Source organism: Streptomyces sp. NPDC020983, from assembly GCF_044333485.1.
Taxonomy (GTDB): domain Bacteria; phylum Actinomycetota; class Actinomycetes; order Streptomycetales; family Streptomycetaceae; genus Actinacidiphila.
The window spans coordinates 15,872-41,713 of sequence record NZ_JBIRRA010000008.1; the positions used below are offsets into that span (position 1 = coordinate 15,872).

The 25,842-nt window shown below is 73.0% G+C and carries 27 protein-coding genes; 18 read left to right on the forward strand and 9 right to left on the reverse strand.

The window, feature by feature from the left end; genetic code table 11:
- Window positions 1-286 precede the first annotated feature (286 nt).
- The gene (locus ACH4SE_RS19065; protein WP_398544580.1) at window positions 287-964 is read left to right on the forward strand and encodes a hypothetical protein; all 678 of its coding nucleotides are present in this window, start codon (window positions 287-289) and stop codon (window positions 962-964) included.
- Between the two features lie 108 nt (window positions 965-1,072).
- A complete protein-coding gene (locus tag ACH4SE_RS19070; RefSeq protein WP_398544581.1) occupies window positions 1,073-1,336 on the forward strand; it encodes a hypothetical protein in 264 nt (87 codons plus the stop codon).
- Between the two features lie 76 nt (window positions 1,337-1,412).
- Here ACH4SE_RS19070 and ACH4SE_RS19075 read toward each other — a convergent pair whose 3' ends face one another.
- The 4 genes from ACH4SE_RS19075 to ACH4SE_RS19090 form a co-directional block, all read right to left on the reverse strand.
- Window positions 1,413-2,924 carry a caspase domain-containing protein gene (locus tag ACH4SE_RS19075; protein ID WP_398544582.1) on the reverse strand — a complete coding sequence of 504 codons (1,512 nt, stop codon included), beginning with the start codon at window positions 2,922-2,924 and terminating at the stop codon, window positions 1,413-1,415.
- Complete coding sequence (locus ACH4SE_RS19080; RefSeq protein WP_398544583.1) at window positions 2,917-3,261, reverse strand: hypothetical protein; 345 nt, start codon at window positions 3,259-3,261, stop codon at window positions 2,917-2,919. The genes ACH4SE_RS19075 and ACH4SE_RS19080 overlap by 8 nt, the downstream gene beginning before the upstream one ends.
- Window positions 3,262-3,695: 434 nt before the next feature.
- On the reverse strand, window positions 3,696-4,292 hold the full coding sequence (locus ACH4SE_RS19085; protein WP_398544584.1) for a hypothetical protein: 597 nt from the start codon (window positions 4,290-4,292) through the stop codon (window positions 3,696-3,698).
- A 663-nt stretch (window positions 4,293-4,955) separates the two neighbouring features.
- Window positions 4,956-5,384, reverse strand: coding sequence for a hypothetical protein (locus ACH4SE_RS19090; RefSeq protein WP_167987017.1), 429 nt, complete (start codon window positions 5,382-5,384; stop codon window positions 4,956-4,958).
- Window positions 5,385-5,796: 412 nt separating this feature from the next.
- On the opposite strand from ACH4SE_RS19090, the gene hemL reads away from it, so the two are divergent.
- The 9 genes from hemL to mqnP all read left to right on the forward strand — a co-directional run bounded on the left by hemL (window position 5,797) and on the right by mqnP (window position 16,353).
- Window positions 5,797-7,104 (forward strand): glutamate-1-semialdehyde 2,1-aminomutase, encoded by a 1,308-nt coding sequence (hemL, locus tag ACH4SE_RS19095; protein ID WP_398544585.1) that lies wholly within the window; start codon window positions 5,797-5,799, stop codon window positions 7,102-7,104.
- Window positions 7,101-7,808 (forward strand): histidine phosphatase family protein, encoded by a 708-nt coding sequence (locus ACH4SE_RS19100; protein ID WP_398544586.1) that lies wholly within the window; start codon window positions 7,101-7,103, stop codon window positions 7,806-7,808. Before hemL ends, ACH4SE_RS19100 begins: the two co-directional genes overlap by 4 nt.
- 457 nt (window positions 7,809-8,265) lie before the next feature.
- Window positions 8,266-9,558, forward strand: a complete 1,293-nt coding sequence (locus ACH4SE_RS19105) for a hypothetical protein (RefSeq protein ID WP_398544587.1) — start codon at window positions 8,266-8,268, stop codon at window positions 9,556-9,558.
- A 117-nt stretch (window positions 9,559-9,675) separates the two neighbouring features.
- Window positions 9,676-10,287 (forward strand): TlpA family protein disulfide reductase, encoded by a 612-nt coding sequence (locus ACH4SE_RS19110; RefSeq protein WP_398544588.1) that lies wholly within the window; start codon window positions 9,676-9,678, stop codon window positions 10,285-10,287.
- A gap of 1 nt (window position 10,288) precedes the next feature.
- Window positions 10,289-11,065: a cytochrome c biogenesis CcdA family protein gene (locus ACH4SE_RS19115; protein ID WP_398544589.1), complete on the forward strand. Its 777-nt coding sequence runs from the start codon at window positions 10,289-10,291 to the stop codon at window positions 11,063-11,065.
- A gap of 4 nt (window positions 11,066-11,069) precedes the next feature.
- Window positions 11,070-12,827, forward strand: coding sequence for a cytochrome c biogenesis protein ResB (locus tag ACH4SE_RS19120; protein ID WP_398544590.1), 1,758 nt, complete (start codon window positions 11,070-11,072; stop codon window positions 12,825-12,827).
- Window positions 12,824-13,945, forward strand: a complete 1,122-nt coding sequence (gene ccsB, locus ACH4SE_RS19125) for a c-type cytochrome biogenesis protein CcsB (RefSeq protein ID WP_398544591.1) — start codon at window positions 12,824-12,826, stop codon at window positions 13,943-13,945. Before ACH4SE_RS19120 ends, ccsB begins: the two co-directional genes overlap by 4 nt.
- 36 nt (window positions 13,946-13,981) lie before the next feature.
- Window positions 13,982-15,433 (forward strand): menaquinone biosynthesis decarboxylase, encoded by a 1,452-nt coding sequence (locus ACH4SE_RS19130; RefSeq protein WP_398544592.1) that lies wholly within the window; start codon window positions 13,982-13,984, stop codon window positions 15,431-15,433.
- A complete protein-coding gene (gene mqnP / locus ACH4SE_RS19135) occupies window positions 15,430-16,353 on the forward strand; it encodes a menaquinone biosynthesis prenyltransferase MqnP (RefSeq protein ID WP_398544593.1) in 924 nt (307 codons plus the stop codon). The genes ACH4SE_RS19130 and mqnP overlap by 4 nt, the downstream gene beginning before the upstream one ends.
- 25 nt (window positions 16,354-16,378) lie before the next feature.
- Here the strand turns inward: mqnP and ACH4SE_RS19140 are convergent, their stop codons facing one another.
- Both ACH4SE_RS19140 and ACH4SE_RS19145 read right to left on the reverse strand, forming a co-directional pair.
- Complete coding sequence (locus tag ACH4SE_RS19140; protein WP_398544594.1) at window positions 16,379-17,557, reverse strand: hypothetical protein; 1,179 nt, start codon at window positions 17,555-17,557, stop codon at window positions 16,379-16,381.
- A gap of 198 nt (window positions 17,558-17,755) precedes the next feature.
- On the reverse strand, window positions 17,756-18,358 hold the full coding sequence (locus ACH4SE_RS19145; RefSeq protein ID WP_398544595.1) for a rhomboid family intramembrane serine protease: 603 nt from the start codon (window positions 18,356-18,358) through the stop codon (window positions 17,756-17,758).
- Between the two features lie 179 nt (window positions 18,359-18,537).
- On the opposite strand from ACH4SE_RS19145, the gene ACH4SE_RS19150 reads away from it, so the two are divergent.
- The 6 genes from ACH4SE_RS19150 (at window position 18,538) to ACH4SE_RS19175 (ending at window position 22,555) form a co-directional block, all read left to right on the forward strand.
- Entirely contained in the window at window positions 18,538-19,260 is a 723-nt protein-coding gene (locus ACH4SE_RS19150) for a UbiX family flavin prenyltransferase (RefSeq protein WP_398544596.1), read from the forward strand.
- 50 nt (window positions 19,261-19,310) lie between these two features.
- Window positions 19,311-19,766, forward strand: a complete 456-nt coding sequence (locus ACH4SE_RS19155; RefSeq protein ID WP_398544597.1) for an Lrp/AsnC family transcriptional regulator — start codon at window positions 19,311-19,313, stop codon at window positions 19,764-19,766.
- Window positions 19,767-19,815: 49 nt separating this feature from the next.
- Window positions 19,816-20,979 (forward strand): aminofutalosine synthase MqnE, encoded by a 1,164-nt coding sequence (gene mqnE / locus ACH4SE_RS19160; protein ID WP_398544598.1) that lies wholly within the window; start codon window positions 19,816-19,818, stop codon window positions 20,977-20,979.
- Window positions 20,980-21,025: 46 nt separating this feature from the next.
- On the forward strand, window positions 21,026-21,547 hold the full coding sequence (locus ACH4SE_RS19165) for a GNAT family N-acetyltransferase (protein WP_398544599.1): 522 nt from the start codon (window positions 21,026-21,028) through the stop codon (window positions 21,545-21,547).
- Window positions 21,548-21,653: 106 nt separating this feature from the next.
- Window positions 21,654-21,956, forward strand: a complete 303-nt coding sequence (locus ACH4SE_RS19170) for a DUF4229 domain-containing protein (RefSeq protein WP_398544600.1) — start codon at window positions 21,654-21,656, stop codon at window positions 21,954-21,956.
- Entirely contained in the window at window positions 21,956-22,555 is a 600-nt protein-coding gene (locus tag ACH4SE_RS19175; protein WP_398544601.1) for a TetR/AcrR family transcriptional regulator, read from the forward strand. The genes ACH4SE_RS19170 and ACH4SE_RS19175 overlap by 1 nt, the downstream gene beginning before the upstream one ends.
- A 22-nt stretch (window positions 22,556-22,577) precedes the next feature.
- Here ACH4SE_RS19175 and ACH4SE_RS19180 read toward each other — a convergent pair whose 3' ends face one another.
- Window positions 22,578-23,156, reverse strand: a complete 579-nt coding sequence (locus tag ACH4SE_RS19180) for a TIGR03086 family metal-binding protein (protein WP_398544602.1) — start codon at window positions 23,154-23,156, stop codon at window positions 22,578-22,580.
- Between the two features lie 48 nt (window positions 23,157-23,204).
- Between ACH4SE_RS19180 and ACH4SE_RS19185 the strand changes: the two genes are divergently transcribed.
- Window positions 23,205-23,660, forward strand: coding sequence for a MarR family winged helix-turn-helix transcriptional regulator (locus ACH4SE_RS19185; protein WP_398544603.1), 456 nt, complete (start codon window positions 23,205-23,207; stop codon window positions 23,658-23,660).
- Window positions 23,661-23,687: 27 nt separating this feature from the next.
- On the opposite strand, the gene ACH4SE_RS19190 is transcribed toward ACH4SE_RS19185, so the two are convergent.
- Together ACH4SE_RS19190 and ACH4SE_RS19195 are read right to left on the reverse strand one after the other, a co-directional pair.
- On the reverse strand, window positions 23,688-24,479 hold the full coding sequence (locus tag ACH4SE_RS19190; protein WP_398544604.1) for a MaoC/PaaZ C-terminal domain-containing protein: 792 nt from the start codon (window positions 24,477-24,479) through the stop codon (window positions 23,688-23,690).
- Window positions 24,480-24,492: 13 nt separating this feature from the next.
- Entirely contained in the window at window positions 24,493-25,779 is a 1,287-nt protein-coding gene (locus ACH4SE_RS19195; RefSeq protein ID WP_398544605.1) for a 3-oxoacyl-ACP reductase, read from the reverse strand.
- Window positions 25,780-25,842 lie beyond the last annotated feature (63 nt).

Genomic DNA, 25,842 nt, shown 5'->3' on the forward strand with positions numbered 1-25,842 from the left:
AGGGCCTTGCGGTGCCGCTGTTAGCGTTTCGTGGTCACCCCGGGCAGACCGGAAAGCCATGGCAGGAAACAGGACGATGGACTACTGCTACCAATGCCGTCGCAACCTCAACGGGGCGCTGGTGTGCCCGGGTTGCGGTGCTTATGCGCCCGATATCGCGCCGCCCGCATCCGCCTACCGGGCGCCGGTTTCCGCGGCCGGTCCGGCACCGGAATCCGGTGCGCAGACCGCGGGGTACACGACTCCGGCCAGGTCGGCGCTGTCCGCGATACGGACGCAGGCGCCGGTGGAGGAAGTCCCGCCGTCCCCGCCCGCTCACGGCTCCCCGGCGCCCGAACCGCCGCCGTACGACCGCCCCGGTCCCGACGGCGGTGGGGACGGCGGTGGCGGGGCCGCGTGCGAGCCCCTCGCGGCGCTGCCCGCGGCCGGCGGCCGGGCCGCACGGCGGCACGCGCAGGCGCGCTGGCGGCGGAACCGCCGCCGGGCGGCCGCGGCGACCGCGGTCGCGCTGGCCGGGGGCGGCCTGACCGTCGCCGCGATGCCGACCGGCGGCTCCGGCGGGGCCACGAATGCCGCGACGTCCCCCGACACCCCCGTCGGCGACACCCTGCCCACTGCCCCGCAGGCCGCCACCGCGCCGCCCGGCAGCACCACGGCCCCGTCCCGCACGGGCACCCCGGCGCCCCCGGACCCGGCGGCCACGACCCCGCCCGGACGCACCCGCTCCGTCCCGCTCGTGCCGCGCGCGCAGGCCCCGCACCGGCCGGCGGACCGTACGCAGCAGCCGCAGCCGGTCCCGTCGGCGTCCGCGGCCCGGCCGGCCCCCACCACCGCGGCCCCGCAGCCCCCGCAGACGACGCCCCCGCCGGCGGCGAGCACGCCGGCTCCCGCCACGACCCCGCCGGCCGCCACCGACCCGGTGGACCCGCCGCACGGGATCTGCGTCCTGGTCCTGTGCCTGTGAGGGCACCGGCCCGCGGATTGCGCGGTCCGGGTGGAGTACGCGACACGCTGCGGTTATGTGCGCCACGTATCTCGTACAAGCGTTCGAACGTGTGGTTGAATCCCCGGCATGCACCACCACACCTTCCCCGCGGACCTCGTCCAGGCCCAGCGCGAGTGGTACGTCACCTATCGCCGGCTCGCGGCTTCCGCGGGCGCGCAGACCACGGTGCTGCGCCGCCGTCTGGTGCGGTTGTCCGTCCTGGTCGCCGCGCACCCGTTCTGGGCGACCGTGCCCGACTGCGGACCTGCCGCCCGTATGCAGCTCAAGGCGCTCGCCTGGGACGCGGCGGAGGACGCGCCGGACACGGCGGCGGGCGCCGGCGGGCGGTGAGCGGGGGGCTGGGCCCTGCGGCGGGCCGGGGCGGCTCGCTGGTCATGTCGTGGCCTCGGCCGGGAAGGGCGGGAGGTCAGCTGGGCATGCTGACGTACATGGAGCCGGCCCACGCCTGGGCCGCGTCGCACTTGTCCTCCTCCTCGGACGGGTCGACGTCGGCGTAGGCGAAGGCGGATCCGTAGGAGGTGGGCCAGCTCACCATGCAGATCCCGGCGTCGTTGATCAGCGCGCTGCTCGTGGGCGCACCGGGGACGTCCGTGGCGATCGGCCCCTTCTTGTACGGATTGGTCGTGTATCCGATGCCGAACAGATCGACGCCGGCACCGTTCCAGAGGCATTCCTGGTGGAGCGCGGTGTTGTAGTTGCTGTCGGTTCCCGGCAGCTGCAGGTTGAAGTCCCTCACGCTGGCCCGGCTCGGCAGGTCGCACGGTTCGGGGAAGTCCACGTCCGCTGCGGCATTCGCCGGGGTCTCGGACGCCTCCGTGGTGTGCGGGGTGGCCGGGGGAGTCGTGGTGGGGGTGGTCCCGGCCGGGGCCGGGCTGCTGGTGGTCGGGTGCACCGGCGCGGCCGGCCCGGTGGTGTGCGGCTCGCTCACGGAGGACTCGCTCTGCCCCGGCGCGGCGGCGCCGTGGTCCTTCCCGCGGTGGCCGAGGTCGGCCGCGATCACCCCGGCGGCGGTCGCGGTCCCGACGACGGCAACGCAGCCCACGGCGATCGCGGCGACCCGGGCGCTGCTGCGCCGCCGCGCGTTCGGGGCGGTACGGGGACGCGGCCCCGGCGCCGCGGCGTCACGGCCGGTGTCCGCCCCCGTCCCTTCGGCCGACGCCCGGGCGTTGCGGGCCAGGACGAACCGGTCGGCGTCATGCCGTACGGAACGGGTGGGCGCCGGGAGCCGGTCCCGTGACAGCGCCTCCGCCGTCGCCGTGAACACCGCACCGAGAGACAGCCCCTGCGGATGGCCCGGCAGTCCCGCCTCGACGGTGTCGACCAGGTATTTGGTGAAGTAGGTCTGCGGGGTGGCTGTCCGCGCGGCGGGCTCGTACCACGCGGTCCGGTAGGCGCCGCTCGCCGCCATGGTGAACGCGCCGGTGCCGAGCGTCCTGTCGATGAGGCTCGCGGTCCCCTCGGTGAGGCTGTGCTCGGCCCGCGCGGCCTGGCCGGCGAAGCAGCAGTCCAGGATCACGATCTTGGTGCGCGCGTCGCACTCGTGCAGCGCCCTGCGGACGTCGGCGAACGGAAGGCCGACGGTGGTCCGGCGCGGTCCCCCGGCCGGCGAGTCGCACAGCGCGAGGCAGAGCTCGTCGTCGTGCAACTGCCCGTGCCCGACGAAGTAGAAGAGCGCGACGTCCGTCGCGCCGCTGAACGCCTCCATCAAGCGGTCAGGGAGACTGCCGCGGGACCTCTCGTTGCGTATGACGTCGACGCGCTTGCCCGGCCACGCGCACAGCGGCCCGGTGAGCAGCCCCCTCATGCGCTTGAGGCTGTTCCGCGCGGCGGGTACGGCCGGGAGGGCGGAGTAGTCCCAGGCGCCGATCAGTACGGCCCGTGAACGCGAGTAGTCGGTCGGCAACGGGTTGTCACTCATCCAGCAGCCGCTCCAGCAGCGGGAGCACGTCCTCCACGTTCGTCGCGTCGATGGTGAGGCGCTCCCCCCTCACGGTCGTCTCGATACGGAACGTCGAGCGGCGCGACCTGATGAAGTCGGGCAGCGTCCTGACCACGGCGAGCAGCCCCGTGCTCCCGGCGACCACCGACAGCACGTCGGCCGCGCCCAGTCTCCCCGCGCCCGGTGTCCCCTCCGCCAGCGACGTGCGGACACCGGGCTGCTGCCTGACCCAGGCGCGCAGGGCCGCCATCTGCGCGGGGTCCGACACCTCCAGCCCGATTCCACGCCCCTCGGGCGTGCTCTGGCCACGAGCCACGACGCGCACCTCCGATCCTCCTGCAGCGCACAGCGGTTGACATCATGTCAGGAGCAGCCGGAGCGCGCCCCCGAAAGAGAGGCGTCCCGTCGGGTGGTGCGGCCGGTCACACCGGCGCATTCCCGGGGCCACGGGCGGGCCGGGTGGCTGCGGGCCGGCCGCCCGGCGGGAGAAGCCACAGGTCAGGGCCAGGCGAGGCAGGAGAGCTGGTGGCCGGACTCCTGGCAGCGGCGGCGAAGTCCTGCCGTTCGTGGAGCAAGTGGTGCACACTGGCCGCTGACCTGCGGCTTCCCGGCAAGACGCCTGGTGAGCAGGCGGCACGACCCTCAGCGTTTTCCGCCGGTCACCGGCGTTTTTCGGGGTTCATGTGCCCTGAATGCGGTCTGGGGTTTCAGGCCGAGGAGATCCGGCCCGGGCCTCACGGTCCCCGACGCTCAGAAGGGCTCGAAGCTCGGCTGGACGGGGCCGATCTCCCCGGCGGCAGCCATCTCCTCCAGGTCCTCCGGCTCGAGGAACTCCAGCGCCTCCGGGTCGATGCCGTGGTACCGGTCGACATCGAGCAGTCGCCGCACAAACCCGAGGACGAAGCGGGAGAACGGGCCGTCGAACGTCTCGCAACCCTCTTCGTGGGCCATCGTGACGATCTTCCATCGATCCGGGTCCCGGTCGCAGGGGAGGAAGAAGTGCTCGTCGCCGCTGTAGTCGTATCCCCACGAGATCAGCCCGCCGACCTCGGGGTGGAAGGGGTACGGGTAATGCTCGACGTCGTTTCTGTCGAGACTCCCGGCGCGGCGCTCAGCGAAGCACTCGTGGGTCCTGAGCATGCGCTCCAGCAACGGGCTCGACCCGCGCGGGTGGAAGACCACGAGTTCGCCGGAGACAACCCCGCTGCCGTAGGCGTCCAGGAACGCTTTGAAGTCACCAGGCAGAGCGGAGCCTATGTGCTGCTCGACTTCGTCCCAGTCGTCCGGAGCGTGCCGGCGGCCGCCGGGCGCGCCAAGCAGGGCCTGCAACTCATGCAACGAGGACACGCACTGCTCCCGGACTCCGGCATCTCGACCTTCGGCGACGCGAACCTAGCGGCCCTCGACCTCCCCTGCCAACGCCCGGCCGCGGCCGCCGATCACCACCGGCCACCCCGACGGCTACCTGTGGAAGCGCGACCACGTCGACCCCTGGGTCGGCGGCGCACCGTACCCCGAGGCACCTCCCGGTTTATGACCGCCGCCTTTCCGCCGCTTCTCCGTGACCCCGGCCGGAAGGCGCAGCGCTCGGCGGCCGGGGTGCGTGAGGCGAGGCCGGCAAGGACCGGCCCTGCGGCCTGCTGGTAAGCCGTCCGCAGGCGGGTGGGGGCCTGGCGGGCTGTCCGGCGCGGTTTGCGGAGCGGTTCGCGCGGCCGAACGCCGCGGCGGCTGCCTGCATTTCGGGCCGCAGAGGGCCGGGCGCGGTGCGTTCCGGGCAGTGCCACACGTGCTCGGGCACCTCCCTGCCCAGCCGCTGCTCGCGGACGCGGACGGGCTTGCCCGCCGGCGGCGCGCGGACGAGGCGGGCCATCGACCAGGCTTTTCGCCGGGAACGACGAAGCCCCTTCCGGGGCCGTGTGCCCTCAATGTGCCCTGGCGGCCTGACGGGCCCCGGACCCCGCGCCCGGACCGGAAGGCCGGTACGCCAGCCGTTGGCGGAGAAGCCGCAGGTCAGGGCCAGACGAGGCAGTAGAGCTGGTGGCCGGACTCCTGGCAGCGGCGGGCGAAGTCCTGCCATTCGTGGAGCATCTGGTAGATGACGAACGCGTCGCGCGGGCCGCGCCGGTCGGGGACCGTGGACCATATGAAGGCTGCGGCGCCGAGGGACTCCTCGTTGGCGTTGCGCAGCGGCTCGACGACGGAGGCGGGGAGCCGGACCACGGCGTAGTCGGGGTGCAGCACGACGAGTTCGAGCGGCGGGACCTTGTTCGGGGGTATGCCCTCGATGCCGGTGAGGACCATCGCGGCCATCGTCTCCGGCTTGACCTTGGTGTACATGCCCTGGCCGAGTTCGTCGCCGCCCAGCTCCTCGGGGCGCATGGAGATCGGCACGCGTGCCGCGGTCGCGCCGTCGGGCGCGCCGAAGTACTTGTAGGTCACCCCCACTCGGCCACCCCTGCTCCTGCCCTCTGCGGTCGTTCGGCGTCCGCGCCCGCGCCGGTCTGGCTCGTCGCGCGGCTCGCGGTGTTGCTGTTGCTCGTGGTGTTCTGGATCGCGTGGTGCTGGACTGCTCGGCTCTGCTGCGTGTCGGTTCTGCGGATTCTGCGCGTTCTGCGGGCTTTGCGGGTTCTGTGCGTTCTGCCGGTTCTGCGGGGTGCGGCGGCGTTTGCCGGTGGGGCCGGCGCCCTCGGATTCGGGTACGTGTTCTCCCGGTCCTTCGCCCGGACCGCCACCCCGCTGCTGCATTCCACTACCCGACCATCTGCCGCCCCAACCATGCAACCCGATCATCGTGTCAGATGCACGGTTGAGACGTTGTCGCGCAACGCCCGGCGTTTGAGAGCATGTATCCGTGAGCTACCCGTACGAAGCACCAGTGTCCCAGGAACTGTTCGACCGCGCGGCGGCCGTGACCCCAGGAGGCGTGAACTCCCCCGTCCGCGCCTTCCGCGCCGTGGGCGGTACGCCCCGTTTCATGGTGTCCGGTACGGGTCCGTACCTGACCGACGCGGACGGCCGCGAGTACGTCGACCTGGTCTGCTCGTGGGGCCCGATGATCCTGGGCCACGCGCACCCCGAGGTCGTCGCCGCCGTGCGGGACGCCGTGACCCGCGGCACGTCCTTCGGCACCCCCGGCGAGGGCGAGGTCGCGCTCGCCGAGGCGATGGTGGCGCGGGTCGAGCCGCTGGAGCAGGTGCGGCTGGTGTCGTCCGGCACCGAGGCGACGATGTCCGCGATCCGGCTCGCGCGCGGGTTCACCGGACGCGCGAAGGTGGTGAAGTTCGCCGGGTGCTACCACGGCCACGTCGATGCGCTGCTGGCCGCCGCCGGCTCGGGCGTGGCGACCTTCGGGCTGCCCGACACCCCCGGTGTGACCGGCGCGCAGACCGGCGACACGATCGTGCTGCCCTACAACGACCTGGACGCCGTACGGGCCGCCTTCGCCGCGAACCCGGGCGGGATCGCCTGCGTCATCACCGAGGCCTCGCCCGGCAACATGGGCGTCGTCCCGCCGCGCGACGGCTTCAACGCCGCCCTCAAGGAGATCTGCGCCGCCGACGGCGCCCTCTACGTCTCCGACGAGGTCATGACCGGCTTCCGCGTCAGCCGCGCCGGCTGGTACGGCCTGGACGGGGTGCGCCCGGACCTCATGACCTTCGGCAAGGTCATGGGCGGCGGCTTCCCCGCGGCGGCCTTCGGCGGCCGCGCCGACGTCATGGCCCTGCTCGCCCCGGCCGGCCCCGTGTACCAGGCCGGCACGCTGTCCGGTAACCCGGTGGCCACCGCCGCCGGCCTCGCCCAGCTGCGGCTGCTCGACGACGCCGCCTACGCGCGGCTCGACGCCGTCTCGGCCGGGATCCAGGCGCTGGTCACCGAGGCGCTGTCCAAGGAGGGGGTCGCGCACCGGATCCAGACGGCGGGCAATATGTTCTCCGTCTTCTTCACGGACGAGGACGTCCGTGACTTCGAGGCGGCCAAGCGGCAGGCGGCGTACCGCTTCACCCCGTTCTTCCACTCGATGCTGGCGCAGGGCGTCTACCTGCCCCCGTCCGCCTTCGAGTCCTGGTTCGTGTCCACGACGCACGACGAGCGGGCCGTGGAGCGCATCGCCGCGGCGCTGCCGGCCGCCGCACGAGCCGCAGCGGAGGCGCGCGCATGAGTTCCGGGACCGACCGGGCCGCAGGGTCCGACGAGCTGACCGTGGTGCACCTGGTGCGCCACGGCGAGGTCCACAACCCCGGCGGCGTGCTGTACGGCCGCGCCCCCGGCTACCACCTGTCCGAGCTGGGCCGGAAGATGGCCGACCGGGTCGCCGAGCACCTCGCGGACCGCGACATCACGTACGTCGTCGCCTCGCCGCTGGAGCGCGCGCAGGAGACGGCGACGCCGGTCGCCGCCGCGCACGGCCTGGAGCTCGCGACGGACGGCCGCCTCATCGAGGCGGAGAACATCTTCGAGGGCAAGACCTTCGGCATCGGCGACGGGGCGCTGCGCCGCCCGGCGAACTGGAAGTACCTGACCAACCCCTTCCGCCCCAGCTGGGGCGAGCCGTACGTCGACCAGGTCGTCCGCATGAGCGCGGCGCTGGCCGCCGCGCGGGACGCGGCGCGGGGGCACGAGGCGGTGGCCGTCAGCCACCAGCTGCCGATCTGGGTCGTGCGCTCGTGGGCCGAGCGCCGGCGTCTGTGGCACGACCCGAGGCGCCGGCAGTGCACGCTGGCGAGCCTGACGAGCTTCACGTACCGGGGGGACGAGATCGTGTCCGTGGGCTATTCCGAGCCCGCGATCGACCTCGTGCCCGCGCACCTGCGCGGCGGCGGGGCCAAGGCCCCCAAGGGGGCCGGCAAGGCGTTCGGGGCGTAGGCCCCCGAGAGCCCCCTTTGTGCAGGGCGGTGCGGTGCGTCCGCATGGGGCGCGGGGAACCGCGCGAGCCACCCGCCGCCGGCCGGTGGTCCTGGGGGCACCTCCCGGGCGAAGCCTGGGGGGAGGACCGTACTGCCCCTCGGGCGGTGACGGCCCGCGCCCCGGTGGGGGCCTGTCGCGCATTCCCCGCGTCCCTGAGAGCGTGTGCCCCGCGCCCGTGAGAACGCGTGCCCCGCGCCCCTGAGAACGCGTGCCCCCGCGGTGCGGCTGCAAGCCGTCCCGGGGGCCGGGGTGTCCCCCGGGAGGGGGGAAGGGGGCCCGCCGTATGGGCGTAATTAATGTGATTTGACCACAATCGTATAAAGCGTGAGGAACGTGTGGACGGCAAGGCGGGCGTCCACGCGGAGACCCGCCCGAGCCGCACGGCAAGTGCATCGGCCGAGAGACGGGACCGCGCATGAGTGGAATGAGCCGAAGGAGTCTGCTGGCGACGACAGCGGGGGCGGCGGCCGGGCTGGCCGTCGCGGGGTGCGGGGCCGGGAAGGGCGGCAGGGGGACCGACGCGCGGCGGACGGGTGAGCCGTCGGGAGCCAGTGGCGCGCACGCCCCGACGCGGACGGTGACCCTCATCGGGGACGGCTCGACCGCCCACACCGGGGCCCAGCCGAACCAGCCGGCGGTCGACCGGCTGGAGCCGGGGCAGACCCCGCCGCAGTTCGTGGTCTTCTCGTGGGACGGCGCGGGCGAGGTCGGCAACGGGCTCTTCCCGCGGTTCCGCAAGCTCGCCTCGGACCACGGCGTGTCCATGACGTTCTTCCTGAGCGGGCTCTACCTGCTCCCGGAGGCCAAGAAGCTGAACTACGCCCCGCCCAACAGCCCGCTGGGGGCCTCGGACATCGGCTACCTCGCCGACGACCACCTGCGGATGACGCTCGACAACATCCGGCAGGCGTGGCTGGAGGGCCACGAGATCGGCACCCACTTCAACGGCCACTTCTGCACCGGCAGCGGGAGCGTCGGGCGCTGGACCCCCGCGGACTGGAAGAGCGAGATCGACCAGGCCAAGACGTTCGTCACGACCTGGAAGACGCAGACCGGCTGGCACGGCGAGGAGCCGCTGCCCTTCGACTACGAGAAGGAGCTGGTCGGCGGCCGCACCCCGTGCCTGCTCGGGCAGGACAGCCTGCTCCCGACGGCGGCGGCACTGGGCTGGCGCTACGACGCCAGCTCGCCGGGCGGCAACCAGGTGTGGCCGTCGAAGAAACTGGGCCTGTGGGACTTCCCGCTCCAGCTCATCCCCTTCCCCGGGCACACCTTCGAGGTGCTGTCGATGGACTACAACATGCTGGCCAACCAGTCGCACGCGGCGACGCGGTCCGACCCGCGCAACTACCCGTACTGGCGCGAGCAGGCCGCACAGTCGTACATCGCGGGCTTCGAGCGGGCCTACCAGACGAACCGGGCGCCCTTCTTCGTCGGCAACCACTTCGAGGAGTGGAACGGCGGGATCTACATGGACGCGGTCGAGGAGGCGTTCACGTACATCGCGGCCGCCGGGCACGACGACGTGCGGATGGTGTCCTTCCGGCAGCTCGCGGACTGGCTGGACGCCCAGGACCCGGCGGTGCTGGAACGGCTGCGCCGGCTGGAGGTCGGGCAGAAACCCACGGAGGGCTGGAAGGAGTTCATGACACTGCCCGCCCCCAAGCCCGCGGGCACCACCGCGTCACCGCCCGCGCCCGTCGCCTGAGGCCCGGCCGCGGCGCGGCGCGGTCATCACCTGGTCCTTACTTGGGGCGATTGCCGCTTTTGGTGCCGGTGTCGGGGGTGTGGAAGATCGCCCCGGGGCACATGCGAAACTTTTCACATGAGTCCTACCCGCGCCTTCCGGCGCCGTACGCCGCGCCGTGCCGCGGCGCTCGCCTGTGTCGCGGCCGTGGCGTCGCTGCTGAGTGCGTGCTCGTCGTCGAGCGGGTCCGCCACGTCCAGTGGCGCGAACTTCGTCGGCGGCGCCGGCACGATCACGTACGTCAAGGCCGCCGAGCGCCAGGAGGCGCCCGAACTGGCGGGCGGGACCGTGGACGGCGGGCACGCGGATCTGGCGGCGTACAGGGGCAAGGTCGTCGTCATCAACATCTGGGGCTCGTGGTGCTCGCCCTGCCGCGCGGAGGCGCCGCACCTGGCGTCGGTGGCGCAGGCCGACGCGTCCAAGGGCGTGCAGTTCCTCGGCATCAACACCCGCGACCTGGAGCGTTCGCCGGCGCAGCAGTTCGTGAAGCGCTTCAAGATCACCTACCCGAGCCTGTACGACCCGGCCGGCAACCTGATCCTGAAGTTCCCCAAGGGCAACGTCAACCCGGCGTCGCTGCCCGCCACGCTGGTCGTCGACCGGCACGGGAAGATCGCCGCACGGGTCCTCGGCGCCCTCACCGAGGACGGCCTCAACGAGATGATCGACAAGATCGTCGCGGAGAAGTGACATGTCCGGGAACGGCGCGCTGACCGCCCTGGCGTTCGACCAGACGCACACGGTCCTGACCGGTGCGCTGCTCGCCGCCATACCCGTCGCGATGTTCGCCGGCCTCATCTCCTTCTTCTCGCCCTGCGTGCTGCCGCTCGTCCCCGGCTACCTGTCGTACGTGACCGGCGTCACCGGCACCGACCTCGGCGAGGCGCGGCGCGGGCGGACGCTCGCGGGCGCGGCGCTGTTCGTGCTCGGCTTCAGCGCGGTCTTCGTGTCCGGCGGGGCGCTGTTCGGCAACTTCGGGCAGACGCTGCTGGTCCACAAGGACGTCCTGACGAAGATCTTCGGCTCGCTGACCATAGTGCTGGGCCTGGCCTTCATGGGCATGGTCGGCGGCGTGACGCAGCGCGAGTTCCGCTTCCACGTCCGGCCCACGATGGGGCTGGCGGGCGCGCCGCTGCTCGGCGTGCTGTTCGGACTCGGCTGGACGCCCTGCGTCGGGCCGACCCTGACCGCCGTCAACACGCTGGCCTTCAGTGACGCGAGCGCGCTGCGCGGCGCGGTGCTGATGGCCTTCTACTGCGCCGGGCTCGGCGTGCCGTTCATCGTGGCGGCCATAGCTTTCCGCCGTACGCTGGGCGCCTTCGCCTGGGTCAAGCGGCATTACGCGTGGGTCATCAGGACCGGCGGAGTCATGCTCGTGGCGGTCGGCGTCCTGCTGGTCACCGGAGTGTGGGACCACATCACCTACCAGATGCAGATCTGGTCGAGCGGCTTCACTTCAGGGGTCTGAACCCATGAGCATCACGGAGAAAACCGGCGACGCCGGGACGGGCGGTGCCGCGCCCGGCGGCGGGCAGCCCGAGCGCGACGACCTGGGCGCGGCGGGCGCGCAGCTGAGCACCGCCCCCGCCGACAGCCTGAACGACATGCCGGGGCTCGGGGTGCTGGGCTGGCTGCGCTGGATGTGGCGGCAGCTGACCTCGATGCGGATCGCGCTGATCCTGCTCTTCCTGCTGTCGCTCGCGGCGATCCCCGGCTCGCTCATCCCGCAGCACAACGACCAGCTCAAGGTCGAGGCCTTCAAGTCGCGGCACACCACGCTGGCGCCGCTGTACGAGCGGCTCGGCCTCTTCCACGTCTACAGCTCGCCGTGGTTCTCGGCGATCTACATCCTGCTGTTCGTGTCGCTCGCGGGCTGCATCGTGCCGCGCACCTGGCAGTTCGTCGGCCAGCTGCGCGCCCGCCCGCCGGCCGCGCCGCGCAACCTGACCCGGCTGCCGGCGTACAGCACCTGGCGCACCGACGCGAGCCCGGAGCAGGTCGCCGAGGCGGCCCGCAGGGTGCTGCGCGGGCGCCGCTTCCGCACGAGCGTGACGGGCACCTCGGTCGCGGCCGAGAAGGGCTACCTGCGGGAGTTCGGCAACCTGCTCTTCCACGTCTCGCTGTTCGGCCTGCTGGTCGCCTTCGCGCTGACGTCGCTGGAGAAGGCCGAGGGCGGCAAGCTGGTCGTCGAGGGCGACGGCTTCGTCAACAACCTGACGCAGTACGACGACTTCAGCGGCGGCACCTGGTACGGCGCCGACGATCTCCAGCCCTTCGGCTTCAAGCTCGACAGCTTCGACTCGCAGTACGCCACGAGCGGCCCGGAGAAGGGCACCGCCCTCAAGTTCCAGGCGAACATCCGCTACTACACCGGCACCGACGACTCGAAGACGACCAAGGGCACGATCTCGGTCAACCACCCGCTGAGCATCGGCGGCGAGAAGGTCTACCTCATCTCGCACGGCTACGCGGTCAAGGTCACCGTGACCGACGGCCAGGGCAACGCCGTGCAGACCACCGTGCCGTTCCTGCCGCAGGACTCGGCGCTCACCTCGCTCGGCGTCATCAAGGTCCCGGACGCGATCGGCAAGGACGGCAAGCCCGACCAGCTGGGCTTCCGCGGCGTCTTCGCCCCGACCTTCGCCGCGAACACCACGGTCGGCATGTACTCGACCTTCCCGACGCTGCAGAACCCGCGGCTGGCCGTCAACGCCTTCCACGGCGACCTCGGCCTGGACGCGGGGGTCCAGCAGAACGTCTACCAGCTCGACGACACCCACCTGACGCAGTTCAGGAAGCCGGACGGCTCGCCGCTGTCCGACCTGCTCGGCGTGGGCGACACCATGACACTGCCCGACGGCGCGGGCAGCCTGCGGCTGGACGGCATCGAGACCTGGGCCAGCTTCACCATCTCCCACCAGTCCGGCAACCTCGGCGCCCTGGTCAGCGGGGTCGGCGCGATCCTGGGCCTGGCCGGCTCGCTGTTCATCCAGCGCCGCCGGATCTGGGTGCGGGCGAGCGCCGGGAAGGACGGCGGGACGGTCGTCGAGCTCGGCGGCCTGGGCCGCAGCGAATCCGCGCGGATCGCCGACGAGCTGGGCGACGTGGCCGTCCACATGCTGCCCGACGCGCCCGTCACGCCCGAACCGGAGGGCGGCGGCGCCGCACCACCCGAGTCCGGGTCAGGACCCGACACCCCAGCGACCGACGACGAAGGAGCGCGCGCGTGAACATCGCTGCCGCGGTCAACGAGAACTTCGCGAACTACAGCAACTACCTGATCCGCTCGGCGATGTTCGTGTACACGCTCGCCTTCCTCGCGCACCTCGCCGAGTGGGTCTTCGGCGGGCGCAGCAAGATCGCCGTGCAGTCCGCCGCGCTCACCGAGGAGGGGCGCGCCCAGCAGGCCGCCGCCGAGGAGGCCGAGGCGGCCCGCAGGAGGGCGGCGCAGCAGGTCACGGTGAAGACCGCGGGCGGCGGCACCGTCACCCTGGAGCGCCCGGCCGTCGTGACCCGCGCCTCGGCGAGCGACCGTGGCATGGAGGACGGGCCCGGCGCCGCGGGAGGCAACGAGAAGGGCGACCTGTACGGCCGGATCGCCGTCTCCTTCACGGTGCTCGCGTGGCTGCTGCACGCCGGCGGCGTCGCCTTCCGCGCCGCCTCGGTGGAGCGCGCCCCGTGGGGCAACATGTACGAGTTCTCCACCACCTTCGGCGCGGTCGCGGTGGGCACGTACCTGGTGCTGCTCGCGCTGCGCAAGAACGTCCGCTGGATCGGCCTGTTCCTGACCACCACCGTGCTGCTGGACCTCGGCCTGGCGCTGAGCGTCCTCTACACCAGCAGCGAGCAGCTGGTCCCGGCGCTGCACTCGTACTGGCTGTGGATCCACGTGTCGTGCGCGATCATCTCCGGCGCGGTCTTCTACCTCGCCGCCGTCGGCACGCTGCTGTTCCTCTTCCGCGACCACTACGAGGTCGCGGTCGCCGCGGGCAGGGCGGACGACGGGCGCTGGGGCGACATCATGCGGCGGCTGCCGGCCGCGGCGACCCTGGACAAGTTCGCGTACCGGATGAACGCCCTGGTCTTCCCGCTGTGGACGTTCACCATCATCGCCGGGGCGATCTGGGCGCAGGCCGCCTGGGGCCGCTACTGGGGCTGGGACCCCAAGGAGACCTGGGCGTTCATCACCTGGGTCGCCTACGCCTGCTACCTGCACGCGCGCGCCACGGCGGGCTGGAAGGGCCGCAAGGCCGCCTACCTGGCCCTCATCGCCTTCGCGTGCTTCCTGTTCAACTACTACGGCGTCAACATCTTCGTCGGCGGCAAGCACTCCTACGCCGGGGTCTGACCCGGCGCCGCCGGGCGGGATGCGAGACTGGGGCCCATGGCTTACGACGATCTCCGCTCGTTCCTCCGGGCACTGGAGAAGGAGGGCGACCTGCGGCGGATCACCGCCGAGGTCGACCCGTACCTGGAGGTCGGCGAGATCACCGACCGGGTCAACAAGGCCGGCGGCCCCGCACTGCTCTTCGAGAACGTGCGGGGCTCGGCCGCGCCGCTCGCGATGAACGTCTACGGCACCGACCGGCGGCTGCTCAAGGCGCTCGGCCTGAAGTCCTACGCCGAGATCAGCGACAAGATCGCCGGGCTGCTCAAGCCCGAGCTGCCGCACGGCTTCGTCGGTGTGCGGGAGGCCTTCGGCAAGCTGTCCGGGATGCTGCACGTGCCGCCGAAGAAGGTCAAGGACGGGCCCGTCCAGGAGGTCGTGCTGACCGGCGACGACGTCGACCTCGACGCGCTCCCGGCGCTCTTCACGTGGCCGCAGGACGGCGGCTCCTTCTTCAACCTGGGCCTGACCCACACCAAGGACCCCGAGACCGGCGTGCGCAACCTCGGGCTCTACCGCCTCCAGCGGCACGACCGGCGCACCATCGGCATGCACTGGCAGATCCACAAGGACAGCCGCAACCACTACCAGGCCGCCCAGCGGCGCGGCGAGCGGCTGCCCGTCGCGATCGCCTTCGGCTGCCCGCCCGCCGTCACCTACGCGGCGACCGCCCCGCTGCCCGGTGACATCGACGAGTACCTCTTCGCGGGCTTCGTGCAGGGCAAGCGGATCGAGCTGGTCGACTGCAAAACGGTGCCGCTCCAGGTGCCCGCGCAGGCGGAGGTCGTCATCGAGGGCTGGCTGGAGCCGGGGAAGACGCTGCCGGAGGGGCCGTTCGGCGACCACACCGGCTTCTACACCCCGCAGGAGCCCTTCCCCGCCCTCACCATCGACTGTGTGACGATGCGCCGGCGGCCGGTCCTCCAGTCGATCGTGGTCGGCCGGCCGCCGACCGAGGACGGGCCGCTCGGGCGTGCCACCGAGCGCTTCTTCCTGCCGCTGCTGAAGGTCATCGTCCCGGACATCGTCGACTACCACCTGCCGGAGGCGGGCGGCTTCCACAATTGCGCGATCGTCTCGATCGACAAGAAGTACCCGAAGCACGCCCAGAAGGTCATGCACGCCGTGTGGGGCGCCCACATGATGTCGCTGACCAAGCTGATCATCGTGGTCGACGCCGACTGCGACGTCCACGACCTGCACGAGGTCGCCTGGCGGGCGCTCGGCAACACCGACTACTCCCGCGACCTCACCGTCGTGGAAGGACCCGTCGACCATCTGGACCACGCCTCCTACCAGCAGTTCTGGGGTGGCAAGGCCGGGATCGACGCGACCCGCAAGCTGCCCGAGGAGGGCTACACGCGGGACGGGGGCTGGCCGGAGATGGTGCTCTCCGACCCGGAGACGGCGGCGAAGGTCGACCGCCGATGGAGGGAGTACGGCCTGTGAGCGCGGACACCGCGACCCCGGACCTGATCGGCCCCAGCCACCGGCCCGACGGCCGCGTGCGGGCCTTCCTGCGGCTGGTGATGATCGAGCACTCGGTCTTCGCGCTGCCCTTCGCCTACATCGCGGCCCTCACCGCGATGTTCCGCACGGACGGGCACGTGCACTGGGGCGACCTGCTGCTGGTCACCGTGGCGATGGTGGGCCTGCGGACCTTCGCGATGGCCTGCAACCGGATCATCGACCGGGAGATCGACGCCCGCAACCCGCGCACGGCGACCCGCGAACTCGTCACCGGGGCGCTGTCGGTACGCACCGCGTGGACGGGCGCGCTGGTCGCCCTCGTGGTCTTCCTGGGCGCGGCCGCGCTGCTCAACCCGCTGTGCCTGGCGCTCGCGCCGGTCGCGGTGGTGCCGATGGTCGTCTACCCGTACGGCAAGCGCTTCACGAACTTCCCGCACGCCATCCTGGGGCTGGCGCAGGCCATGGGCCCGATCGGGGCGTGGCTGGCGGTGACCGGCTCGTGGTCCTGGCCCGCGGTCGTGCTGGGCCTCGCGGTCGGGGTGTGGATCGGCGGCTTCGACCTCATCTTCGCCTGCCAGGACGTGGCCGCGGACCGCGCGCACGGCGTGAGGTCCGTCCCCGCCCGCTTCGGCATCCCGGCGGCCCTGCACGGCGCCCGCGGCAGCCACGTCGTGACCACCGCGCTGCTCGTCTGGTACGGCGTCCTGACGGACGCGGGCGGCTTCTGGTGGACGGGCCTGGCGATCGTCGCCGGGGCCTTCCTCTACGAGCACTCCATCGTCCGGCCGCACGACCTGAGCCGGCTCAACCGGGCCTTCTTCACCGTCAACGGCGTCATCGGCATCACGCTCTTCGCCTTCGCGCTGTGCGACCTGCTCGCGCGCGGCCTCGGCGGCTGAGCCACCGGGGCCGCGCGCGGGGCCGTCAGTAGTCGCTCGCGTCGAAGTCGAGGTCGTCCAGCGCGCCGCTGAGGTCCTCGGTGTCCGAGGTGTCGGAGGCGCTGGAGTCGCCGGAGCCGTCGTCGGAGCCGCCGAGCTGCGACATGACCAGGCCCATCAGGTCCTGCGGGTTGAGCTGCTGGGCGCCGGAGGGCGCGCTGACCGGGGCGGCCTCGTCGTCGATCGACACGTCCAGCGGCAGCGTGCCGTGGATGGTGTCGTCGAACTGGGCGAGGTCGACGGTGATGTGGGTGAACTTCCCGTCCTTGATGGCCAGGTCCAGCTTGACCGTCTTGTCCGGGACGTCGTTCAGGCCCTTCGTCACGTCGCCGGGCAGCGACTTGGAGAGCGAGCCGAGGCCGCTCTGCAGGTCCTTGGCGAGGGCGCGGGCCGGGATGGACGCCTGGATGTGGTCCGCCCCGTCCTTCGTGCCGAGGTCGGTGAGCTTGGCGTCGCGGGTGAGCGACTCCCGCAGCGGGGTGATGAGCTGCGTGAGGCTCTTGTTCGCCAGGTCGGTGGGCAGGCCGGTGGGCAGGCCGGTCGGCAGGCCGAGGCCGGCCAGCGGGTCGTCGCCGGAGCTGTCGGAGTCACCGGAGGCGTCGTCGCCCTGCGAGCCGAGGGACTTGAAGAAGTCCGTGAAGCTCTTGGGGTCCAGCGACACCCAGCCGCCCTTGACGAGCGTCTTCACCGAGGCGAAGGAGGAGGGCATCTGGTCGGCCGAGTCGGCGGCGCTGCCGAGCTCCTGGAGGTCCTTGTCGGACGGGTCGAGCCCGGCGATGGCCTTGAGGTCCACCTTCAGGTAGACCTTCTTGTCCACCGACCGCAGGCCGACGAGCGTGGTGCCGTCCTTGCCGTCCGAGGCGCCGGAGGCGACGGTGAAGCCGACGCTGCCGCCCTCGTCGCCCTGCTTGAGCTGGGCGAAGGGCTTCGGGGAGCTGAGCGCGGCGCTGATCCTCAGACCGGCGAGCATCTTGGCGTCGGACTGGTCGAAGTCGTCCTGGTCCTTCATCGCCGCGTAGATCTGCTGCGCAGAGCCGTCGAAGGACAGTCCGACGGTGACGGACTTCTGGTCGCCGAGGTGGGTGAACGCGTTGGAGACCTTGCCCTGAGGGGTGCTGGGCTCGTCGTCGCCGCAGGCGGCGGCGCCCGCGGTTATCAGTGCCACGACTGCGGCGGCGGCAAGACCCTTGCGGATGCTGTTGATGTCGAACTCCTCGTTCGCCGCCGGGCACTTCCGTGCCGACGGACTTTGCGCAAACTTGACTGAAGGTTACCTGTGCCGACGCTGCGCTTTCGACGGGACATGTCAGCCGGTGCGCGGCCTCCTGGTTGCCGGGTTACGGCAGCGGAGGCCGCCGCTCCGTCAGGAGGCCCGCGCCTGCGAGCGGTCGCGGAAGAGGAACGCCGCCACGACGCCGCCGGCCAGACCGAAGAGATGCGCCTGCCAGGACACCCCGGTGGCCGTCGGCAGCACCCCCCACAGGATCGACCCGTAGAGGACGCCGACGACCATGCCCACGATGACGTCCAGCGCCCGGTGGTCCACGAAGCCGCGCACCACCAGGTAGCCGAACAGGCCGAACACGAGCCCGGACGCCCCGAGTGTGACACTGTGCGCGGGCGCGGTCAGCCACACGCCGAGCCCGCTGACCACCACGACGGTCAGGGCCACCGCGAGGTAGCGGGCTATGCCGCCGAGCGCCGCGATGAAGCCCAGGACGAGCAGCGGCAGGCTGTTGGACGCCAGATGGGAGAAGCCGACGTGCAGGAAGGCGGCCGGCACGACGTCCAGCAGTTCGCCGCCCTGCCGCGGGGTGATGCCGTAGGTGTCCAGCCGCTGACCGCTCAGCGCGTTGACCACCTCGATGCCCCACAGCAGCGCGAGCCAGCCCCCCATGAGCGCGCCCGCCGCGGCCACCCGGCCGCCGGCCCGTACGGGGGCGAGCAGCGCGCCCGGGACGCTCATGACCGCCTCCCGCCGTCCGCGGTGTGTCCGTACGCCACGGCCAACCCCCCTGACTCCCGGCCGCCTCGCGGCGGCGAGCGGGCCCGCCACTCCCGGTACTCCTTACTCCTGGAGGACGCCGGCGGCGCCCGACGGGTTCCCCGCGGCGGCCCCCGGCCCGGCCGGTTACCCTCGTCCGCGTGGACGACGCACAGCAGGAGGACGGGAAACCGCAGGCCGGACCGTTCCGCACCCCGTGGGTGGTGGGCATCTCCGGTGCCTCGGGCACCCCGTACGCCGCCGCGGTGCTGCGCGCACTGCTGGCCGCGGGAGAGGACGTCGACCTCGTCGTGAGCCGCGCCGCCCGGCTCACCCTGCTGGACGAGACCGGCGGGCCCTTCCGCGACGCCCACTGGCGTGCCGACCTCGCCCGGCTGCTCGCCCGCGGGGCCGACGGCGACCCGGCCGCCCACCCCGTACCGGACCTGGACCGCGTACGCCACTGGCCGGCCGGCGACCTGGCCGCCGGGCCGTCCTCCGGGTCGTACCCGGCCAGGGGCATGCTCATCGTGCCGGCCAGCACCGCGTGCGTGGCCGGGGTGGCGCTCGGGCTGTCCAAGGACCTGCTCCAGCGCGCCGCGAGCGTCACCCTCAAGGAGCGCCGCCCGCTGGTCGTGGCGGTGCGCGAGACGCCGCTGAACGGCCAGACGCTGCGCCACCTGGTCGCCCTCGACGACGCCGGGGCCGCGGTCCTGCCCGCCTCGCCGGCCTTCTACACCGGCGCCACGCACATCCAGGACCTCGTCGACTTCGTCGCCGGCCGCGCCCTGGACGCGGCCGGGGTGCCGCACACCCTCTACCGCCGCTGGCAGGGCGGCCTCGCACGGGCAGATGCGCAGGGCGCAGGCCCCGCCATGCCTTAGATTCGTGTCCAGACAGCGCAGTCGCGGCACGAACAGGAGGGTCCCCCCTGATGGACGCGGTGGACAGACAGCTCATCCAGGCGTTGCGTGAGAACGGCCGGGCGTCGTACGCCGAACTGGGCCGGCTGGTGGGCCTGTCCGGCCCCAGCGTCACCGACCGCATCAACCGCCTGGAGCAGGCCGGGGTGATCACCGGCTACCGCGCCACGGTGGCCCCCGCCGCGCTCGGCCTCGGCGTGACCGCGCTCGTCGGCCTCCAGCTCAGCGACGCCGCCGACCACGAGGACGTCGCCGAGCGGCTGCGCGACCTCGACGAGATCGAGGACTGCTGGTTCATCGCGGGGGACGACTCCTACATGCTCAAGGTCCGGGTCAACGACGTGGACGGCCTGGAGGCCACCATCCGCCGGCTGTCCGGTACCAAGGGCGTGGCCCGCACCCGTACCACGATCGTGCTGTCCACGAAGTGGGAGAACCGGGTCGGCGCTCTGCCCGAGGAAGCCTGAGCGTATGGTCGGACGCCGGGGCGGTCGATCCCGGCAGGAGGAGAAGCACATGGACGCGGGGCTCAAGCGGGAGCTGGAAGAGAAGGTCTACGCAGGCGAGCGGCTGACGCGTGAGGACGGCATCGCCCTCTACGAGTCCGACGACCTCGCGTGGCTCGGCGGGCTCGCGCACCACGTGCGCACCCAGAAGAACGGCGACGTCGTCCACTTCAACGTCAACCGCCATCTCAACATGACGAACGTGTGCACCGCCTCGTGCGCGTACTGCTCCTTCCAGCGCAAGCCGGGCGAGAAGGACGCGTACACGATGCGCATCGAGGAGGCCGTCCGGCTGGCCAAGGCCATGGAGGGCGAGAACCTCACCGAGCTGCACATCGTCAACGGCCTGCACCCCACCCTGCCCTGGCGCTACTACCCGCGGTCGCTCAAGGCCCTCAAGGAGGCGCTGCCGCAGGTCTCGCTGAAGGCCTTCACCGCCACCGAGATCCACCACTTCGAGACCATCTCCGGGATGTCCGCCTCCGACATCCTCGACGAGCTGATCGACGCGGGTCTGGAGTCCCTCACCGGCGGTGGCGCGGAGATCTTCGACTGGGAGGTGCGCCAGCACATCGTGGACCACCGCACCCACTGGGAGGACTGGTCCCGCATCCACCGGCTGGCGCACTCCAAGGGACTCAAGACCCCGTGCACCATGCTCTACGGCCACATCGAGGAGCCCCGGCACCGCGTCGACCACGTGCTGCGGCTGCGCGAGCTGCAGGACGAGACCGGCGGCTTCCAGGTCTTCATCCCGCTGCGCTACCAGCACGACTTCGTGGACATGAAGGACGGCAAGGTCCGCAACACCCTGCAGGCCCGCACCACGATGGCCACCGGCGCGGAGGCGCTCAAGACCTTCGCCGTCTCCCGGCTGCTCTTCGACAACGTGCCGCACGTCAAGGTCTTCTGGGTCATGCACGGCCTGTCCACCGCGCAGCTCGCCCTCAACCACGGCGCCGACGACATGGACGGCTCGGTCGTCGAGTACAAGATCACGCACGACGCGGACGACTACGGAACCCCCAACAAGCTCACCCGCGACGACATCCTCGACCTCATCCGCGACGCGGGCTTCCGCCCGGTCGAGCGCAACACGCGCTACGAGATCATCCGCGAGTACCCGGGCCCGGACGGCTCCCGGCGCGACTCCCCGCAGCCCATGCGGGTGTGACCCGCTTCACGGGGACCCGGCTCCACGTAATGGCTACTCTGGATCTATGACCCTTACGTGCGAGCTGGACCCCGTGCTGGACGACGAGTTGCGCGAGGGCATCCTCACGCTCTGGGCCGACGTGACGAACGCGGGCGGGGCGGTCGGCTTCGTCCCGCCCGTCACCCCCGACGACATCCGCCCCACCCTCGACGCCTCCCTCGCCGCGGTCGCGCGGGGCGGCCGCCGGCTGCTCGTCGGCCGCGACGAGGACGGCCGCGTGGCCGGCACGGTCTTCCTCGCCTTCAACGAGCACCGCCTCATGCGGCACTGGCTCTGGCTCTACACGGTCATGATCCACCCCCGCCACCAGGGCCGCGGCTACGGCCGCGTCCTGATGTCCGCGGCGGAGTCCGCCGCCCGCGCCCTCCCCGGCATCGAGGCGATCCGCCTCACGTGCCGGGGCGGCACCGGTGTCGACTCCTTCTACGCGGCGTGCGGCTACAAGGAGGTCGGCCGCGTCCCCGACGCGATACGCGTCGCCCCGGGCGACGACCGCGACGACATCATGATGCTCCTGACCCTCTGACCCTCTGATCCTTTGGCTCTCCGGCCCCCTCGGCCCGCGGCCACGGGCCGGGCGGCTTCGGGGGGCCGCTCCCGGCGGAGGGGGAGCGGCGTGCTTCACTGGGAGCATGCTTAGGTACACCGCCATGCGCTTCGGCCTCATCGTCGCGAGCTTCGGTGTCATCTGGGGGCTGGTCCGGCTGCGTGTCCTGCCGGCCGGGCTCGGTGACTCGAACTACCTGTGGGTCGCCCTGCTGGCCCTCATCGTGTCCGCCCCGCTGAGCTTCGTCCTGCTGCGCAACGTGCGCGAGCAGGCCGCGACCCAGGTCTCGGACAGGGTCGAGCGCACCCGGCGGAACCTGGCCGCCAACCAGCAGCAGGAGGACGCGGCGGACGACGCCGCGCGGGACGGCGCCGCGCACACCGCCTGATGCCCGCGGCGGGGGGCAAGCGGGTCCCGCGGGCCGAGCGCGAGCGGCAGATGCTCGACGCGGCCGTCGCGGTCTTCGCGCGCCGCGGTTTCCGTGCCGCGTCGATGGACGAGATCGCGGAGGCGGCGGGCGTCAGCAAGCCGCTGGTGTACCTGTACCTGGAGTCCAAGGACGCGCTGTTCACCGCGTGCATCCGGCGGGAGGCCGACGCCCTGGCCGCGGCCGTGCGCGACGCCGTCGAGGCGGACGCGCCGCCGGAGCGGCAGCTGCGCAGCGGGCTGCTCGGCTTCTTCGGGCACACCGCGGCGCACCCCGACGGCTGGACGGTGCTCTACACGCAGGCCCGCACGGTGGGCGAGCCGTTCGCCGCGGAGGTGGCCGGGCTGCGGGCGCGGATCGTCGACTTCGCCGCGGGGCTCATCGCGGCCGCGTGCGGCGCCCCCGACACCCGGGCCGTCGCGCCGTACGCCCACGCCCTGGTGGGGGCCGCGGAGTCGCTCGCCGCGTGGGCGTCGACCGCCCCCGAGCCGCCGCCCGCCCGTGAGCTGGCCGGCTCCCTCATGACCTTCGCCTGGACGGGTCTGGCCCAGGCGATCTAGACGGCGGGACGGTGGAGCTGCCTCACGGGCGCGGGGCGCGGCCCAGCCGGGTGAGGACGCGGGTCAGCGCGTCGGCGTCCGCGGCCGCGGGCAGCGCCCCGGCGAAGGCCGGCGAGCTGTCGGGTACGGCCAGGGCGATCGGGAGCGCGGCCTCGGCGAGGTCGGCGTCCGGGGTGAAGGGCACGCCGAGCGCCACAGCGACGTCCCACGCGTGGACCAGGTAGTCCAGGAAGTGGAAGCCCATCGCCAGGCGGGCGGGGAAGTCCGGGCCGGTGCTGAACTCCGGCAGGGTGAAGGGCTGTTCGGGGTCGCCCACGGATGCGAAGGCCGCGGTGACGTCCGCGGCGGCGGCCGCGTACGCCGCCGCCGGGTCCGCGTGCTCCACGACGGCCCAGGCCGCGGTCCCGCCGCCGGCCCCCCGTGCGGCGGCGGCGAAACCGCGGTGCTGGGCCGTCATGTGCCCGAGCAGATCCGCGAGGTCCCAGCCCTCGCAGGGGGTGGGGCGGTGCAGATCGGCTACGGTCGACTGCCGGACGAGCCCGGTGCTCAGCCGCACCGCGCGTGCGTCGAGGTCGCGGAGCCGTTCGATATCGGTAGGCATGTGCTTATCGTCTGCGAGAGCTTATCGTCTGTCAAGGGAGTTCCTGCGATGTCCGCCGCCCGCCGCCCGCCCCGCAAGGACCTCGCCGCGATGATCGTCCCCCTCGGCCGCGCCCTCACCGCGGCGGAGCTGCCGCTGCTGCGCGAGCACGGCCTCACCATGTGGGCCTACTCCGTGCTCCTCGGGCTCGATCCCGAGCCCCTGCGCAGCCAGGCCGCGCTCGCGGAGGCCATCGGCGCCGACAAGACCCGCATCATCGGGGTCCTCGCCGACCTCGAGGCCCGCGGGCTCATCACCCGCACGCCCGACCCCGCCGACCGCCGTGTCCGCCTCCTCGCGCTCACCCCGGAAGGCATCCGGCTCCGCGACGCCGCGCAGAACGCGATCCAGTCCCGCGAGGACGCCCTGCTGGCCCGCCATCTGACGCCCGAGCAGTCCGCCGCCCTGCTGGCCGCGCTGGCCACCCTCTCCGCCCTCCCCGCGGAGGTCCTCGCGGCGCGGTGACCCCGCGCGGCGCCGCCTCGGCAGGCGTCAGCCCAGCGTGCCCACCACGTGCACGCCGGCGCGTGACCGTACGGCGAAGTCGGCGCCGGCGGAGGCGAACTCGACGGTCGAGGGGAGGAGGACGGGCCGGCGGAACTCGGCCTCCAGGGCGTCCGCCCCGGCGGCGAGCGCGGCGCAGCGGGCCACCGTCCACATGCCGTGGACGATCGCGCGGGGGAAGCCGAAGGGGCGGGCGGTGAGGGCGGTGAGGTGGATGGGGTTGTAGTCGCCGCTCACCCGGGCGTGCCGGCGGCCGAGGTCGCCGGCGAGATCCCACGTCGCGACGGCGGGCAGGCCGGGGGGCCCGCCGGGGGCGGCGGCCGCCGGGGTCTCCCGGTCCGGCACGCGGTGCCTGGCCAGGTACGTGCTGGCGTCCTGCCAGACGAGCTCGCCGGCGAGGTGCGCCTCGGTCACGACGACGACCTCCGTACCGCGCCGGTGCGGCCGCAGCTCCTCCGTGCGGACGGTGAGGTCGGGGCGGTCGGTGACCGCCAGGGGGTGCAGGCGGCGCAGGGCGATGGACGTGTGGACGAGCCCCAGCAGCGGCAGCGGGAAGGCGCGGGCGGCCATGAGCCGCGCCGCGAGCGGGAAGCCGAGGACGTGCGGGTAGGTCAGGGGGAGGAGGGGCCCGGGCTCGTACCCGCACACGCGGGCGTACGCGGCGGCCCGCGCGGGGTCGACGCGTACGGCCTCCCGGGTGAGCCGGGCGGGGGTGAGGCGGGAGGCGGCGGAGGGGCGCTTGGCCAGCCCGGTGAGGGCGCCGCGGCCGAGCGTCAGCATGAGCGGCGCCACGTCAGGCGCCCAGCAGCGACTGGCCGCAGACGCGGACGACCTGGCCGTTGATCCCGCCGGAGCCGCGCGCCGCGAGCCAGCTGACGGTCTCGGCGACGTCGACGGGCCGGCCGCCCTGGCCGAGGGAGTTCATCCGGCGGCCCGCCTCGCGGATGACCAGCGGTACGGCCGCGGTCATCGCGGTCTCGATGAAGCCGGGCGCGACGGCGTTGGCGGTGATGCCGCGCCCGCGCAGCTCCGCGTCGGCGGCGAGGGCGCGGACCCAGCCGATGATCCCGGCCTTGGAGGCGGCGTAGTTGGTCTGGCCGACGTTCCCGGCGATGCCCGCGATGGAGGCGGTGCCGACGATCCGGGCGTGGTCGGCGACCGCTCCGGCGTCGAGGAGCGCGGCGGTGGTGCGCAGGACGCTGCCGAGGTTGACGTCGATGACGGCGTCCCAGCGGTCGGCGGCCATGTTGGCGAGCTTGCGGTCGCGGGTGATGCCCGCGTTGTGGACGAGGACGTCCAGGCCCGCGGGCAGGGCCGCGGCGATGCGCTCGCCCGCGTCGGGCGCGGTGATGTCGAGGGTGAGCGCCGTGCCGCCGAGGCGCGCGGCGAGCCGGGCGAGCGCCTCGCCCGCCTGCGGCACGTCGAGGAGGACGACGGACGCCCCGCCGTGGGCCAGCGTCTCGGCGACGGCGGCGCCGATGCCGCGTGCGGCGCCGGTGACCAGCGCGGTCCGCGGTCCCTCGGCGGCGGGCGCGGCGGGCGCCGCCGCCACCTCGACGACCTGCCCGCTGACGTACGCCGAGCGCGGCGAGAGCAGGAAGTCCAGCGCCGGGCCGGGCTCGGCGTCCGGGGCGAGCCGTACGAGGTTGACGGTGCAGCCCCGCCCGATCTCCTTGCCGAACGACCGGACGAAGCCCTCCAGCGCCTGCTGCGCGGCGGCCCGCGCGAAGCCGCCGTCCTGCGGCCGCCCGCCGAGCACGACGACCCGCCCGCAGGGGGCCAGCGAGCGGGCGAGCGGGTGCAGGCTGCGGTGCAGCCCGGCGAGGGCGCCGGGCCCGTCGACCCCGGTGGCGTCGACGACGATCCCGCCGTACGGCGCGCCGCCGGCCGGGCGCGGGCCGCTCGCGGGGTCCGGCGCCGCGGGCGGGGTCCCGCCCGCGGTGAGGCGGAGGACGGGCCCGGGCAGCTCGGGCGTCTCCGCGGAGTGGCGGCGCAGCGGGACGGGCAGGGGAAGGCCCAGGCGGCGGGCGAGGAAGCGGCCGGGTGCGGTGCCGGTGGCGCGGAGATAGCGGTCGGCCATTGGCCTTCTCCTTACTCTGGAGTAAGTTTACCGGCGGTAAGGCTACTGGTGAGTCACGCAGAT

Excerpts from the sequence above, each read along its gene's own strand:
- ACH4SE_RS19100 (WP_398544586.1), top strand. The coding sequence starts at position 7,101 with ATGAGTTCCGGGACCGACCGGGCCGCAGGGTCCGACGAGCTGACCGTG.
- ACH4SE_RS19195 (WP_398544605.1), bottom strand. The coding sequence starts at position 25,779 with ATGGCCGACCGCTATCTCCGCGCCACCGGCACCGCACCCGGCCGCTTC.
- ACH4SE_RS19120 (WP_398544590.1), top strand. The coding sequence starts at position 11,070 with ATGAGCATCACGGAGAAAACCGGCGACGCCGGGACGGGCGGTGCCGCG.
- ACH4SE_RS19105 (WP_398544587.1), top strand. The coding sequence starts at position 8,266 with ATGAGTGGAATGAGCCGAAGGAGTCTGCTGGCGACGACAGCGGGGGCG.
- mqnE (WP_398544598.1), top strand. The coding sequence starts at position 19,816 with ATGGACGCGGGGCTCAAGCGGGAGCTGGAAGAGAAGGTCTACGCAGGC.
- ACH4SE_RS19155 (WP_398544597.1), top strand. The coding sequence starts at position 19,311 with ATGGACGCGGTGGACAGACAGCTCATCCAGGCGTTGCGTGAGAACGGC.
- ACH4SE_RS19165 (WP_398544599.1), top strand. The coding sequence starts at position 21,026 with ATGACCCTTACGTGCGAGCTGGACCCCGTGCTGGACGACGAGTTGCGC.
- ACH4SE_RS19110 (WP_398544588.1), top strand. The coding sequence starts at position 9,676 with ATGAGTCCTACCCGCGCCTTCCGGCGCCGTACGCCGCGCCGTGCCGCG.
- ACH4SE_RS19145 (WP_398544595.1), bottom strand. The coding sequence starts at position 18,358 with ATGAGCGTCCCGGGCGCGCTGCTCGCCCCCGTACGGGCCGGCGGCCGG.
- ACH4SE_RS19115 (WP_398544589.1), top strand. The coding sequence starts at position 10,289 with ATGTCCGGGAACGGCGCGCTGACCGCCCTGGCGTTCGACCAGACGCAC.
- ACH4SE_RS19130 (WP_398544592.1), top strand. The coding sequence starts at position 13,982 with ATGGCTTACGACGATCTCCGCTCGTTCCTCCGGGCACTGGAGAAGGAG.
- ACH4SE_RS19070 (WP_398544581.1), top strand. The coding sequence starts at position 1,073 with ATGCACCACCACACCTTCCCCGCGGACCTCGTCCAGGCCCAGCGCGAG.
- ACH4SE_RS19075 (WP_398544582.1), bottom strand. The coding sequence starts at position 2,924 with ATGAGTGACAACCCGTTGCCGACCGACTACTCGCGTTCACGGGCCGTA.
- ACH4SE_RS19190 (WP_398544604.1), bottom strand. The coding sequence starts at position 24,479 with ATGCTGACGCTCGGCCGCGGCGCCCTCACCGGGCTGGCCAAGCGCCCC.
- ACH4SE_RS19185 (WP_398544603.1), top strand. The coding sequence starts at position 23,205 with ATGTCCGCCGCCCGCCGCCCGCCCCGCAAGGACCTCGCCGCGATGATC.
- ACH4SE_RS19170 (WP_398544600.1), top strand. The coding sequence starts at position 21,654 with ATGCTTAGGTACACCGCCATGCGCTTCGGCCTCATCGTCGCGAGCTTC.
- ACH4SE_RS19180 (WP_398544602.1), bottom strand. The coding sequence starts at position 23,156 with ATGCCTACCGATATCGAACGGCTCCGCGACCTCGACGCACGCGCGGTG.
- ACH4SE_RS19175 (WP_398544601.1), top strand. The coding sequence starts at position 21,956 with ATGCCCGCGGCGGGGGGCAAGCGGGTCCCGCGGGCCGAGCGCGAGCGG.